The following is a 12,743-nucleotide window of genomic DNA, read 5'->3' on the forward strand; positions in this document are numbered from 1 at the left end:
GCCACCGATGAACGGTGTGGGATCATCGACCCCGAGAAGAGTGATATCCAGGCAGGAGGAGAACGTGGTGGCGAGTACGGAGCTCGAGCACCGGTCCGGGACGGGTGTGGCCCAGGTCGACCCCCGAGACGAACCCTCGGCTGAATGGGGCTGGCACGGCACGTTCCCGAAGGGCAGGCAGCTCGCGGGCTGGATCGTCGCGATCATCCTGCTCGGCATGCTCAACGGCCCGCACCAGAGCAACATCGAGAACTACATCCTCGTGCTCACCGCGCTGACCATCATGGCAGGCCTGGTGTGGGACCTGCGCAGGCAGCGCGCCTCCTGGCGCCGCTGAGCCTCGCCGCGTGCCCTGCCCGGGAACGATGCCCCGCCGAACCACGTGAGCCCGTGTCTCAGCCTGCCGGCTCCGGGTCCGGCAGCTTGGCCAGCAGCTCCTTGACCGACCGCTGCAGGTCCGCCTCGTCGTGACCGAAGTCGGCAAGGTACGACCGTAGAGCCGAGGTCAGCAGCGTGAGCTCCGCGTCGGTGACTTCAATCACATACCTGTCCATACCTCTACGGTAGCGCGACGAACAGCGCCGGGACAGCCGGAACGTGGGCCGGCACGGCGCTGCCGCTCGGCTACTGCTCGCTGCCCGCCAGCTGCCCGCAGGCCGCCGCGATCTCCTGGCCGCGCGTGTCGCGCACGGTGCAGGTGACCCCGCCTGCGTTGACCCGGCGGACGAACTCCTGCTCGACGGGTTTCGGGCTGGCGTCCCACTTGCTGCCGGGGGTCGGGTTGAGCGGGATGACGTTGACATGGGCCAGGTGGCCGAGATGCTCGCGCAGGGTGGACGCCAGCAGGTCCGCCCGCCACGGCTGGTCGTTCATGTCCCTGATCAGCGCGTACTCGACGGAGATCCGCCTGCCGGTGCGGTCCAGGTAGTAGCGCGCCGCAGCGAGGATCTCGTCGACCGGCCACCGGTTGTTCACCGGTACCAGCTCGTTGCGCAGCTCATCGTCCGGCGCGTGCAGCGACAGCGCCAGGCGCACCTGCATGCCCTCGTCGGCGAGCTTGCGCATGGCAGGTGCCAGTCCCACCGTCGACACGGTCACGGACCGCTGCCCGATACCGAGGCCCCGCGGCGCAGGCTCCGTGATGCGGCGCACGGCCTCCACCACGCGGTTGTAGTTGGCCAGCGGCTCGCCCATGCCCATGAACACGACGTTGGACAGCCGCCCCTCGCGCGGCTCACCCTCCGGCCCGGCCATCGTGCCGTCCCGCATGACCGCCGCGGCGGACCGCACCTGGTCGACGATCTCGGCCGTGGACATGTTCCGGTCCAGGCCCCCTTGGCCGGTCGCGCAGAACGGGCACGCCATCCCGCAACCGGCCTGGCTGGAGATGCACAGCGTCACCCGGCCCGGGTAGCGCATCAACACGCTCTCCAGCAACGTCCCGTCGTGTGCCCGCCACAACGTCTTGCGCGTGGCTCCCGCGTCACAGTCCAGTGCCCGGACCTCGGTCAGCAACCGCGGCATCAGGGCCTCGACCAGCTCGGCGCGCGAGCCTGCCGGGATGTCGGTCATCTCGGAGGCGTCCGTGGTCAGCCGGGAGAAGTAGTGGTGGGACAGCTGCTTCGCGCGGAACGGCTTCTCCCCCAGCTCGGCGACTGCCTCGGCACGTGCCGGCATGGTCAGGTCAGCGAGGTGGCGCGGCGGCATACCGCGGCGGGGGGCGTCGAAGACGAGCGGAAGCGAGGTCATCACCTCCAGCATCCCACTTCGCCCGATGCGGCGTTACGCCGGTATGAACAGGCCGAGCAGCAACCAGGACACCACGGCCGAGGGCAGCAACGAGTCGAGGCGGTCCATCAACCCACCGTGCCCCGGCAGCATCGTGCCCATGTCCTTGGTGCCGATATCGCGCTTGATCACCGACTCGACGAGGTCGCCGAGCGTCGCCGTGAGCACGATCGCCGCACCGAACACCACACCGTGCCAGATCCGGCCGTCCAGCAGGTGCGGCAGGGTCAGCGCGCCGACGGCCATCCCGGTGAGCAGCGAACCCGCGAACCCTTCCCAGCTCTTCTTCGGGCTGATCGACGGGGCCATGGGGTGCCTGCCGCTGAGCACGCCTGCCGCGTAGCCACCGACATCCGACGCGATCACGCCGAGCATGAAGGCGATGACCCTGCCGACGCCGTCGGCAGGCAGCACGAGCATGGCGGCGAACGCCCCGAACAGGGGGACGTATGCGGCAACGAGCACCGATGCCGCGGAGTCCTTGACGTAGCCTTCCGCGCCGCGCGCCAGCCCCCACAGCAGGCAGATCAGCACGGTCGCCGCGAACGCGACCAGCACGCCCTCGGTGCCGAACGGCCAGCTCAGCCAGATCATCGCCTGGCCACCGCCGAGTACGGGCACCAGCTGGATGCGGATGGTCGCCGCCTCGCGCAACGCGCGCGCGAGCTCGACCGTGCCGATCAGCAGCGCGGCGGAGACCACGACGATGAAGAAGTGACGCTGCACGAGCAGTGACGCGAGGATCGCCGCACCGAGCACGACACCGACGGCGATCGCCGCCGGCAGGTTCCGTCCCGCGCGGGACGCCTTGCGTTCCTGATCCTGCACCGTCACGACCGCCTCACCCACCGACTAGCTGCGATTGCGCAACACTCCCACGCGCTCAGACCTCGAGCAGTTCGGATTCCTTGTGCTTGACCAGCTCGTCCACCTGGTGCACGTAGGTGTCGGTCAGGTTCTGCAGCTCCTTCTCGGCACGCATCACCTCGTCCTCACCCGCTTCGCCGTCCTTGCCGATCCGGTCGAGCTCGTCCTTGGCCTTGCGGCGGACACCCCGGATGGAGATCTTTGCGTCCTCACCCTTGGACTTGGCGAGCTTGACCATCTCCTTGCGGCGTTCCTCGGTCAGCTGCGGGATCACCACGCGAATGATGGTGCCGTCGTTGGTCGGGTTCACTCCGAGGTCGGAGTCCCTGATGGCCCGTTCGATCTCACCGAGCTGGCTGGCGTCGTACGGTTTGATCACCGCCATCCGGGCTTCCGGGATGTTGATGCTGGCGAGCTGGTTCAGCGGGGTCTGCGCGCCGTAGTAGTCGATGTGGATCCGCGCGAACATGGCGGGCGTGGCACGGCCGGTGCGCACCGTGGACATGTCTTCCTTCGCGACGGACACCGCTTTTTCCATCTTTTCCTCGGCGTCGAGGAGGGTCTCGTCGATCACGGCAACTCCTTGAGGTCTGTGCCAACACGCGCTCTGGCTTGATCGTGCTTGTGCAGATCCCAGCAGGTCTAGGGCACTGCCTGTGCAGCGGGGGTGGCGACGAGCGTGCCGATCGACTCCCCCCGTACGGCGCGGGCGATATTCCCGTCGACAAGCAGGTTGAACACGATGATCGGCATGTTGTTGTCCATGCACAAGCTGAACGCCGTCGTGTCGGCCACCTTGAGCCCTTTCTCGAGTGCTTCGCGGTGGCTGATGGCACCGTAGAACTCGGCGTCCGGGTCGACCTTCGGGTCCGCCGAGTACACGCCGTCCACGGCCTTCGCCATGAGCACGACCTCGCAGCCGATCTCGAGCGCGCGCTGGGCGGCGGCGGTATCGGTAGAGAAGTACGGCATGCCGACGCCTGCGGCGAAGATGACGCAACGCCCCTTGTCCAGGTGGCGTTCCGCCCGACGCGGGACGTAAGGCTCCGCGACCTGCCCCATCGTGACAGCGCTCTGCACACGCGTCTGCACATCCAGCTTCTCGAGGAAGTCCTGCAGCGCGAGACAGTTCATGACGGTACCGAGCATCGCCATGTAGTCCGCGCGGTCACGATCCATGCCTCGCTGGCTCAGCTCGGCCCCACGGAAGAAGTTCCCGCCGCCGATCACCACCGCGATCTGTGTCCCGCTCCGCACCACCTCGGCGATCTGGCGCGCCACGTCGTGTACGACGTCCGGGTCGACGCCGAGCGAGCCGCCTCCGAACATCTCACCGCCGAGCTTGAGCAGCACTCGCCGGTAACCGTGCACGGGTCGGTCTGTCGTCATGCCGTCTCCACTGCAGCCGGTGCGGGTGAGGTCCGGGGCGGATCGTGCTGTGCCCCGGCCCAGCGGGGCGGAGCACAGCACGATTATCCCTCAACACGATCCGTGATCGCGGCCAGCCCGGCACTGGTCATCTCAGTCGGGTCGTCGACCGCTGTCCCAGTACCGGGCATGGTGCATCACCAGTAACCAGGCGCGGGTCAGGACTGGCCGACCTCGAAGCGCGCGAAACGTGTCAGCGTGACGCCCGCCTCGTCGAGCAGCTGCTGCACCGTCTTCTTGTTGTCGGTGACGGACGGCTGCTCGAGCAGCACGTTGTCCTTGTAGAACGCGTTGACCTTCCCCTCGATGATCTTGGAGATGGCCTGCTCGGGCTTACCTTCCTCGCGGGCGTTCTGCTCGGCGATGTTGCGCTCGCCCTGCACGACATCCTCCGGCACCTCGTCCCGGGAGAGATAATGCGGCTTGAGCGCAGCCACCTGCATCGCCGCACCGCGCGCCGCGGCGGCGGCCTCCTCGCCCTCGCCGGTGTACTCGACGAGGACGCCGACCGCAGGCGGCAGGTCGGCACCCCTGCGGTGCAGGTAGGTCTCGACGTTCCCGTCGAAGGAGGCGACCCGGCGCAGCTGCAGCTTCTCCCCGATCTTGGCGGCGAGCGACTGCACGGCGTCGTCGACGGTACCGCCGTCGAGCGGGGCGTCCTTCAACTGCTGCACGTCATCGCTGCGCAGGTTCTTGGCCACCTCGATGATCCGTGCGGCCAGCGCCTGGAACTCGTCGTTCTTCGCGACGAAGTCCGTCTCCGAGTTCATCTCGATCAAGGCGCCGCCGTCGCCGGCGATCAGGCCCTCGGCCGTCGCGCGCTCGGCACGCTTACCGACGTCCTTGGCACCCTTGATGCGCAGGAACTCGACAGCCTTGTCGAAGTCGCCTTCGCTGTCCTCGAGGGCCTTCTTGCAGTCCATCATGCCGGAGCCGGTCAGCTCGCGCAGGCGTTTGACGTCTGCTGCGGTGTAGTTCGTCATCGTGGGTAATCCGTTCCTTCACGAATGATGAGGTCGGGTTGTCGGGAAAGCAGCGCGCCCCGCGCGCCGCGGCGGGGCGCGGGGCGCGCCGGGATCAGGAGGTGGGCTGCTCGGTCTCCTCGCCGACCTTGCCGGACTCTGCCTGCTCGGCCTGCTCACCCTCGGCCTCGGCGCCCTCGGCCGCTTCACCGCTGAGCAGCTCCTTCTCCCACTCCGCGAGCGGCTCGTCGCCTGCCACACCGGGTTCGGGCTTGTCCTCTCCCTCGCTCGCGGTGCCGTTGCGCCCTGCCGAGCGGGCGAGCAGCCCCGCGGCGGCGCCCTCTGCCACGACCTTGGTCAGCATCGCCGCGGAACGGATCGCGTCGTCGTTGCCCGGGATGGGGTAGTCGACCTCGTCCGGGTCGCAGTTGGTGTCCAGGATCGCGATCACCGGGATGTTGAGCTTGCGCGCCTCACCGACGGCGATGTGCTCCTTCTTGGTGTCCACGATCCAGACGGCACTCGGCACCTTCGCCATGTCGCGGATGCCGCCGAGTGTCTTCTCCAGCTTGTCCTTCTCACGGGTGAGGGTGAGGATCTCGCGCTTGGTCAGCCCCTGGAAGCCCCCGGTCTGCTCCATGGCTTCGAGCTCCTTGAGCCGCTGAAGGCGCCTGTGCACCGTCTGGAAGTTCGTCAGCATGCCGCCCAGCCAGCGCTGGTTGACGAACGGCATCCCGACGCGCTGCGCCTCGCGGGCGATCGCTTCCTGGGCCTGCTTCTTCGTGCCGACGAACATGATCGTGCCGCCGTGCGCCACCGTCTCCTTGATGAAGTCGTAGGCACGATCGATGTAGTTCAGCGTCTTCTGCAGGTCGATGATGTAGATGCCGTTGCGCTCGGTGAAGATGTAGCGCTTCATCTTGGGATTCCAGCGCCGGGTCTGATGCCCGAAGTGCACGCCGGAGTCGAGCAGCTGCTTCATGGTGACGACGGCCATAGCCTTGTTCGCACCTCTATCTGTCTCGGCGTACCGCTGGTATCGCGGTACGCACGCGGTCGGTTTGCCGCGGCCGAGCGCGCTCGACCGCCCTGGTGCGCTGCCGGCTACCCGACCCCTGGCCATACCGGAGGGGAACCGCGGGTGGCCGTCGGCGGTCATGCTCCGAATAGCGTCGCACCAGGCGGAGGCCGCGCCCCTCAGCGCGGACTCGCCACGGTGCCGCGGCGCCCGGAAAACGCACCGCCGTGCACGCGCACGCGAAGTCAACCCACCTGTGGCGGGCTGCGGGAGTCAGTGTACGCGCCGCCGGGATCGTGCGGTGTGCGGGCTCCGTAGCGCGTTCCCGGTCACAGGCTCGAGTCACAGGCTCGAGGTACGGACTCGAGCCGCGGGTTCGGGTCACGGGCTCGCGGAGCGAGTTGTACACAGCACCGGCGGCGCTCCACGGATCCGGCGCCGAGTACGCACCACCGTCGCCGGGTGCGCCACGATAACCGCGTGCGTCCCGTTCTCACCCTGGTCCTGGCGGTCTGTGTGGCGGCACCGCTGCTGGCTGTGCCCGCAGCGCGGTCGGTGACCGCCCCCGAACCGCCGGTGCCGGAGCACGCGCCGTCCGAGGCCGGCACCGGGTTCGGCTGGCCACTGCGCCCGCGGCCGCGCGTTGTCCGGCCGTTCGAGCGACCCGAGTGCCGTTACTGCCCGGGTCATCGCGGGGTCGATCTGGAAGGCGGGCACGGGCAGCCGGTACGCGCCGCGCGGGACGGCACTGTCGTCTACGCGGACCGGCTCGCCGGGCGAGGCGTCGTTTCGGTCGACCACGGGCAGCTGCGCACGACGTACGAGCCGGTCACACCACGGGTGGCCGAGGGCGACCGGGTGCGCGCCGGCCAGCGCATCGCCACCGTCGTCGCCGGGCATCCCGGGTGCGTGGTGCCGAGCTGCCTGCACTGGGGCCTGCGCCGCGGCGAGGAGTACCTGGACCCGCTGGCCGCGCTCGGGGTGGGGCCGCTGCGCCTGAAGCCGGTGCCGCCCGCCGCCACACCGGGAGCCCCGGACGGGCCCGGTCCCCGGACACGCCCACGGCCGTGGTCGCGCACGGTCCGTCCGCGCGCGACCACGGCCGCCGAGCGGGGAGCGCTCCTCAGCCGCGGTCCAGCGTGATCACCGGGGACGTCCACGTCTCCCAGTGCTCGTCGTTCCACCGGTCACCGAGTGCCTGCAGCGCCCGGACCTCGATGCGGTAGTCGCCGTCCGGCACCGGCCACGACCAGCCGAACATGCCGCTCACCGTGCCGTCCCACGGGTACGTGAAGTAGGACGTGCTCGACGCGTTCCGCTCGACGTGTTCGAGATCCACGGCCTTGTCTGCGATCGGGTACACCGGCGTGCCCGTGTCGGCGTCGCGCACCACCATCTCGAGCTTCTCCACCTGGTGGCGGAAGTGCACCAGTATGTACGGGATGTCGGGCAACCCGTCCACCGTCTCCATGGAGTACGTCGCGCCGTCCGGCTGGTTCTCGAACTCGCCGCCCTCCACGCACTCGTGACCGATGAAGACCTCGCACTCGGTGACCGTGGTCAGCCACGGAACGTCGTGCTCGACCACCTCGCCGTCCTCGTCGACCTCCTCGAGCGGGGGCATCACCTCGATCGCCTGGTAGTCACCGGCATAACCGGCATAGGGCACCCTGGTGGTCCCCGCACCGTCCTGCCCGCCGGCGGCGGTCACCTCGATGTAGCCGCCGTACTGCAGGTTCTCGACCTCGTCCCCGGGAGGGGTGATGCGCAGCAGCGCGTTGACCGACCGGCCCGGCGGGACGGTAACGGTGTCCCGCCGGAACGACACCTCCGCGAAGGCGTCGTTGAACGACGGCTCGACCGTGCTGCCGTGTGTACCCAGCGCAGGCGTGTGATCCAGCTCGTAGGTCACCGGCTCGCTGCCGCTGTTGGTGATGCGCAGCTTCTGCCGCTGCGCACCGGGACCGCTCTCACCGAGCGAGAGCTTGCCAGGAGTCACCGTGGTCGTCGCCTGCACCGCTCCAGGAACGTCGAGCATGCCCGCGCCCTGCCGGTGCACGTTGTCCAGCAGCCCCAGGTCGGGGTTGCCCCACCACGGCGCCGGATCGGCGTTGTTCTGCAACAGGCCACGCACCTCGGAGGCTGCGAGCGAGGGCTCGGACTCGAGTAGCAGCGCGACACCACCGGCCACGTGCGGCGAGGACATCGACGTGCCGCTCACCGTCGCGTACTGGCCACGGTCCATCGGGTAGGTCGAGCGGATCAGCCCACCCGGCGCCCCGATGTCCGGTTTGAGGTCCAGGTCGGGTGACAACCCGTACGAGCTGAACGAGCTGATCAGCCCGCCGTTCGGGTTGGGAACCTCGGTCTGCTCATCGCTCCAGGTCAGCGTCACCGGCTCGGCACCGGCCAGCAGCTCACGCAGGTGCGCTCCACCGGTGTCGGGGATACCGATCGCGAACCCGCCACGGTCGCTGATACCGCCGCCTGCGAACATCCCGCTGACGTTGTTGTAGATCACCACGCCCTCGGCGTCCGCCGCCATCGCGGCGGCGTACTTCTCGTCGAAGGTGCACGCGCCGCGCTCGATCAGCGCGACCTTGCCCTCGGGATCGCTGTCGAGCTCGTCGCCTTCGGAGTCGACGCAGGCCCTCCCCACGTCGGTGAGCTCCGCCGACGTGCCCTCCGTCGGCGGCTCGGGCGCCTCGGACATCGGCATGTACGGCACCGGCTCCCCACCGGGGTTGGCATCGAACGTGTTCACCGTGATGCGCACGTTTTCGTAGGCGGCCACGCCGATGACGTCGGCGCCGAGGCCGGGCGCGCTCGCCGAGTACACGCCGTTGGCGCCGCTGTTGCCGATCGAGGAAACCACGACCATGCCCTCGTCGACGAGGGCGTCGGCTGCTTGCGCCGTGGGGTACTGCGGCCACGAGAAGGCCGAGCCGATACTCATGTTCAGCACGTCCATGTCGTCGTCGAGCGCGCGCTCCATCGCGGCGATCATGACGTCCGCCGTCGTGCTTCCCTCGCAGCCGAACACCTTGTATGCACCGAACTCGACGCCCGGGGCCACCCCGGTAACCTCGCCGTCGGCGCCGACGATCCCGGAGACGTGCGTGCCGTGCCCGTGGCAGTCCATGGGGTCGGGGTCGGGCTCGGGCTCCAGCGTATCGGGGTGGTTGGCGTCGAACTCGTCGCCGACGAAGTCCCATCCGGCCACGACCCGTTCGGTCGGGAGGGAGCCGGGACCACCCAGGTCGGGATGGGTGTAGTCGACACCGGTGTCCATCACGGCGACCCGTAGCCCGTCCCCGGTAAGACCGAGCTCGGACTGCGCGATGTCGGCGCCGGTCATGCCGAGCGCGGCCGACATCTCCGGGTCGGCGTCGGCCGTCTCCGGGATGGCTACGCGCTCCACAGGGTAGAGCGCCTCGACACCGGGTACCTCTCGCATCTTGGCCAGCTCGCCGGCGTCGAGCTCCACCGACAACCCGTTCCACAGCGAGTCGAACTGCATCCGCTCGTGGAACCTCACGTCGTGCTCGCGAGCGTTGTCACGGAACCGCGCTCGCTCGCTGCTGAGCTGGGACCGCGCCGTCCCTTCCGCACGTGGCGCGCTTTCCAGCTCGACGAACCACAGCCCCTGCGCCTCATGCGTCAAGGCACCGTCGTCCTCCGCAGCGGGCGCCGGGTGGACCGGCGCGATGTCCGCGCTGTCACTGGCGCCCGCCGGAACAGCGATCGTGCCGAACGCCATGGCAAGGGCCGCAAGGGCCGCCGGCCTCCTACGGTGCGATAACACCGTCACAACATCACGTCCCTTCCACCGAAGCTCGCGCGCCGGGACGCGGTTGTCGACACACTTCGCCCCCAGTAGCGGTTCTCACACATCCGGGACGTTTCTACACCAGTAGCGTCATCCGGGTCGTCGGCGCGGGTCGCCCGTGATCTTCGATCAGAGCCCGTGGGATGGCAATACGCCGACCAGCCGATTCGTCACCCGAACAGCTGACAACCTTAGGCGTTAGCTTGCTCGGTGAGCTTCGCGCGCAGCCGCAGCACGGCGCGCGTGTGCAGCTGGCTCACGCGTGACTCGGTCACGCCGAGCACGCGACCGATCTCGGCAAGGGTCAGGCTCTCGAAGTAGTACAGGCTGACGATGATGCGGTCCCGTTCGGCCAGCTGCGCGATCGCATCGGCGAGCTGCTTGCGGTTGTCCCGGTCCACAAGCACCGAAACCGGGTCGATCGCGTCGTCGTCCGCGATCGTCTCGGCGATCGGGCCGTCGCCCCTGTTGCCCCCGACCAACCCTTCCAGCGCCACCACGCTGGTCAGCTGCAGCTGCCCGTAGAGATCGCGCAACTCGGCGACCGAGATCTCCAGCTCGTGCGCCAGCTCGGCGTCGGTCGGGGTGCGATGGAGGCGGGCCCCGAGACGTTCGAGCGCGCGCTCCACCGCCCGTGCCCTGCTCCTGACCGCGCGTGGAACCCAGTCCTGCGAGCGCAGATCGTCCAGGATCGCGCCGCGGATCCGCTGCATCGCGTACGTCTCGAACTTCAGCCCCTTGTCGGGGTCGAACTTCTCGATGGCGTCGACCAGCCCGAATATCCCCGACTGCACGAGATCACCGACATCGACATGGGTGGGCAGCCCGGTGCCTACACGCCCGGCGACGTACTTGACCAGCGGGGCGTAGTGCAGCACGAGACGCTCGCGCACGCTCTGGCACGGTGCGCGCGCGAACTCGCGCCACAGCGCGTCGACACCGTCGGGGCCGTGGTGATCGTCCTGCGCCGCCGTGGTCCGGTCCGACTCGGTCCCGCTCGCAGGCTCGGAGTTACGGTCCGAACTCGCGACCGAGCTCACCACACTGCCCCCGGTGTCCCTGTCAGGCTCTGGGGTGCGTTCGATCATGGATCGCCTTCAACCGCTCGACTGTGACATGAGTGTAGAGCTGTGTGGTCGCTAGCGTAGCGTGACCGAGTAACTCCTGAACGCTACGAAGGTCGGCACCGCCTTCGAGCAGGTGGGTCGCCGCGGAGTGGCGCAGGCCGTGCGGTCCCATGTCCACGGCTCCCTCGACCGGCGCGACGGCCTCGTGCACCACGCGGCGTGCCGTGCGCGGGTTGAGCCTGCCGCCCCGCGCACCGAGGAAGAGCGCCTGTTGCCGGTCACCCTCACCCGCGGGCGCCAACGCGGGGCGTCCCCTGGACAGCCACTCGCGAAGGGCACGCGCTGCCGGGCGGCCGAACGGCACCATGCGTTCCTTGCGCCCCTTGCCGAACACCCGGACCAGCTGGTCGGTCACGTTCACGTCACCGAGATCGATGGCGCACAGCTCGGATACCCGCACCCCGGTCGCGTAGAGCAGCTCGACGACGGCGCGGTCACGCAGCGTCAGCGCGTCGGCCCCCTCGCCGGTAACCCCGTCGCCGTGCCCACCGCCGTCGGTGCCCCGCGAGTCGCCTGCCCGCATGGCCGCGCTCGCCTGCGCCGGACTGAGCACTCCCGGAAGTGTGCGGTGAACCTGGGGGGAAGCCAACCGCAGTCCCGGGTCGGAGGGGAGGTAGCCGCTGCGATACGCCCACGCGGTGAACGTGCGCGCCGCGGCGGCCCGCCTGGCCAGGGTCGTCCGACCGGCCCCGGCCGCATGCTGCCACGCGAGCCAGCCGCGCAGCTCGGTGATATCGAGGCCGGCCAGGTCGGCGTCCTCGGCGGGGCCACCCTCGGGTGGAGCGGACTGATCGACGCCGTGCAGGTGCGCGATCAGCGAGATCACGTCCCCAGTGTAGGCCCGCACGGTGTGCTCGGACAGCCCGCGCTCGCCGCGAAGATGGCGTTCGAAGCCGTCCACGACTCGCGCGCACGTACCCGGCAACGCCGCGCGGAGCGCGCGCGTGGACACCCGGTCGGACGATGAGGCTCGCATGATGGCAAACGCTGCGCGAGCGAGAGCCGCGGGTCAAGGATCGCCACACCGTCACAGCCGACTCGCGCCCGAGCGGGCCGCGACGCGGACCATGGGTCGCGGTGCTCGCCCTTGTCTGCTGCCTGCTACTGATCGGGTTGCTCGCTCTCCGTGCTGCCACCGGACCGGACCGCCTTGCCGGCGATGCGGTCCCCGCGACGACGCTGCCGACCTCCCCTGCCGCGACGGACCCGCCCGCCTCCCCCGGCGATACCGACGAGCGCCCGGACGAGCCGGGTGAGCTGCTGCCGGACACCGTGGTGGCCAGCGACGGCTCGAGCCAGGTCCGGGTTCGGGTACTGGACCGAGGTTCCGGACGAGTTGCGGGACGCGGAGGCGGTGATCGCCATCGGCGAGCCCCTCGTCAGTGCCTCGGTGGAGGTGTTCACCTACCCGCAGGAGGACTACACGGGCTTCGACGACTACGTTTCGCTGACCGAGGACTGGTTGCGCAGCGACGAGTTCGGCGAGTCCACGATCGACGACGTCAGCGACGTGACCGCCGACGACCTGCCCGCCGTCCGTTTCGAGGTCACCGCAAGCAGCGGAGGCGTCAACCAGGTCATGTGGTGGGTCCTCGTGCACGGCGAGCACGCCTACTACGACGTCGTCGGCTGGACGGTCCCCTCGGAGCGTGAGCAGACGGAACCGGTGATCGCCGAGGTCATGGCATCCTTCGAGGAACTCGAGGACGAGATCTGACGCTGCG

Annotated in this window: 14 protein-coding genes; 3 read left to right on the forward strand and 11 right to left on the reverse strand. The window is 69.2% G+C overall.

The window, feature by feature from the left end; all coding sequences use genetic code 11:
- Positions 1-67: 67 nt before the first annotated feature.
- Positions 68-337 carry a DUF2631 domain-containing protein gene (locus CHB84_RS15880; protein ID WP_245818776.1) on the forward strand — a complete coding sequence of 90 codons (270 nt, stop codon included), beginning with the start codon at positions 68-70 and terminating at the stop codon, positions 335-337.
- Positions 338-395: 58 nt separating this feature from the next.
- On the opposite strand, the gene CHB84_RS23000 is transcribed toward CHB84_RS15880, so the two are convergent.
- The 7 genes from CHB84_RS23000 to rpsB form a co-directional block, all read right to left on the reverse strand.
- Complete coding sequence (locus CHB84_RS23000; protein ID WP_176439993.1) at positions 396-554, reverse strand: hypothetical protein; 159 nt, start codon at positions 552-554, stop codon at positions 396-398.
- A 70-nt stretch (positions 555-624) separates the two neighbouring features.
- Positions 625-1,749 carry a dual-specificity RNA methyltransferase RlmN gene (gene rlmN / locus CHB84_RS15885; protein ID WP_089302474.1) on the reverse strand — a complete coding sequence of 375 codons (1,125 nt, stop codon included), beginning with the start codon at positions 1,747-1,749 and terminating at the stop codon, positions 625-627.
- Positions 1,750-1,782: 33 nt separating this feature from the next.
- Positions 1,783-2,622 carry a phosphatidate cytidylyltransferase gene (locus tag CHB84_RS15890; protein ID WP_245818777.1) on the reverse strand — a complete coding sequence of 280 codons (840 nt, stop codon included), beginning with the start codon at positions 2,620-2,622 and terminating at the stop codon, positions 1,783-1,785.
- Between the two features lie 49 nt (positions 2,623-2,671).
- Positions 2,672-3,229: a ribosome recycling factor gene (frr, locus tag CHB84_RS15895; protein WP_089302409.1), complete on the reverse strand. Its 558-nt coding sequence runs from the start codon at positions 3,227-3,229 to the stop codon at positions 2,672-2,674.
- Positions 3,230-3,297: 68 nt separating this feature from the next.
- The gene (gene pyrH / locus CHB84_RS15900; RefSeq protein ID WP_089302410.1) at positions 3,298-4,044 is read right to left on the reverse strand and encodes a UMP kinase; all 747 of its coding nucleotides are present in this window, start codon (positions 4,042-4,044) and stop codon (positions 3,298-3,300) included.
- A 197-nt stretch (positions 4,045-4,241) separates the two neighbouring features.
- A complete protein-coding gene (gene tsf, locus CHB84_RS15905) occupies positions 4,242-5,066 on the reverse strand; it encodes a translation elongation factor Ts (RefSeq protein ID WP_089302411.1) in 825 nt (274 codons plus the stop codon).
- Between the two features lie 94 nt (positions 5,067-5,160).
- Positions 5,161-6,042, reverse strand: coding sequence for a 30S ribosomal protein S2 (rpsB, locus tag CHB84_RS15910; protein WP_089302412.1), 882 nt, complete (start codon positions 6,040-6,042; stop codon positions 5,161-5,163).
- Positions 6,043-6,543: 501 nt separating this feature from the next.
- Between rpsB and CHB84_RS15915 the strand changes: the two genes are divergently transcribed.
- On the forward strand, positions 6,544-7,206 hold the full coding sequence (locus tag CHB84_RS15915) for a M23 family metallopeptidase (RefSeq protein WP_217898584.1): 663 nt from the start codon (positions 6,544-6,546) through the stop codon (positions 7,204-7,206).
- Here the strand turns inward: CHB84_RS15915 and CHB84_RS15920 are convergent.
- The 4 genes from CHB84_RS15920 to CHB84_RS15935 form a co-directional block, all read right to left on the reverse strand.
- Entirely contained in the window at positions 7,187-9,874 is a 2,688-nt protein-coding gene (locus CHB84_RS15920) for a S8 family serine peptidase (protein WP_217898586.1), read from the reverse strand. The two genes, CHB84_RS15915 and CHB84_RS15920, sit on opposite strands and share 20 nt — an antisense overlap.
- A gap of 209 nt (positions 9,875-10,083) precedes the next feature.
- Positions 10,084-10,980 carry a FliA/WhiG family RNA polymerase sigma factor gene (locus CHB84_RS15925; RefSeq protein ID WP_089302413.1) on the reverse strand — a complete coding sequence of 299 codons (897 nt, stop codon included), beginning with the start codon at positions 10,978-10,980 and terminating at the stop codon, positions 10,084-10,086.
- A complete protein-coding gene (locus CHB84_RS15930; RefSeq protein ID WP_089302414.1) occupies positions 10,955-11,995 on the reverse strand; it encodes a tyrosine recombinase XerC in 1,041 nt (346 codons plus the stop codon). Before CHB84_RS15930 ends, CHB84_RS15925 begins: the two co-directional genes overlap by 26 nt.
- Before the next feature lie 125 nt (positions 11,996-12,120).
- A complete protein-coding gene (locus tag CHB84_RS15935; RefSeq protein WP_089302415.1) occupies positions 12,121-12,384 on the reverse strand; it encodes a hypothetical protein in 264 nt (87 codons plus the stop codon).
- Between CHB84_RS15935 and CHB84_RS15940 the strand changes: the two genes are divergently transcribed.
- A complete protein-coding gene (locus tag CHB84_RS15940) occupies positions 12,374-12,736 on the forward strand; it encodes a hypothetical protein (RefSeq protein WP_141134712.1) in 363 nt (120 codons plus the stop codon). The two genes, CHB84_RS15935 and CHB84_RS15940, sit on opposite strands and share 11 nt — an antisense overlap.
- Positions 12,737-12,743: the final 7 nt, after the last annotated feature.

The sequence above is a fragment of the Haloechinothrix alba genome (genome assembly GCF_900188115.1).
GTDB lineage: Bacteria > Actinomycetota > Actinomycetes > Mycobacteriales > Pseudonocardiaceae > Haloechinothrix > Haloechinothrix alba.

Excerpts from the sequence above, each read along its gene's own strand:
- CHB84_RS23000 (WP_176439993.1), bottom strand. The coding sequence starts at position 554 with ATGGACAGGTATGTGATTGAAGTCACCGACGCGGAGCTCACGCTGCTG.
- rlmN (WP_089302474.1), bottom strand. The coding sequence starts at position 1,749 with ATGACCTCGCTTCCGCTCGTCTTCGACGCCCCCCGCCGCGGTATGCCG.
- pyrH (WP_089302410.1), bottom strand. The coding sequence starts at position 4,044 with ATGACGACAGACCGACCCGTGCACGGTTACCGGCGAGTGCTGCTCAAG.
- tsf (WP_089302411.1), bottom strand. The coding sequence starts at position 5,066 with ATGACGAACTACACCGCAGCAGACGTCAAACGCCTGCGCGAGCTGACC.
- rpsB (WP_089302412.1), bottom strand. The coding sequence starts at position 6,042 with ATGGCCGTCGTCACCATGAAGCAGCTGCTCGACTCCGGCGTGCACTTC.
- CHB84_RS15925 (WP_089302413.1), bottom strand. The coding sequence starts at position 10,980 with ATGATCGAACGCACCCCAGAGCCTGACAGGGACACCGGGGGCAGTGTG.
- CHB84_RS15930 (WP_089302414.1), bottom strand. The coding sequence starts at position 11,995 with ATGCGAGCCTCATCGTCCGACCGGGTGTCCACGCGCGCGCTCCGCGCG.
- CHB84_RS15935 (WP_089302415.1), bottom strand. The coding sequence starts at position 12,384 with ATGGCGATCACCGCCTCCGCGTCCCGCAACTCGTCCGGAACCTCGGTC.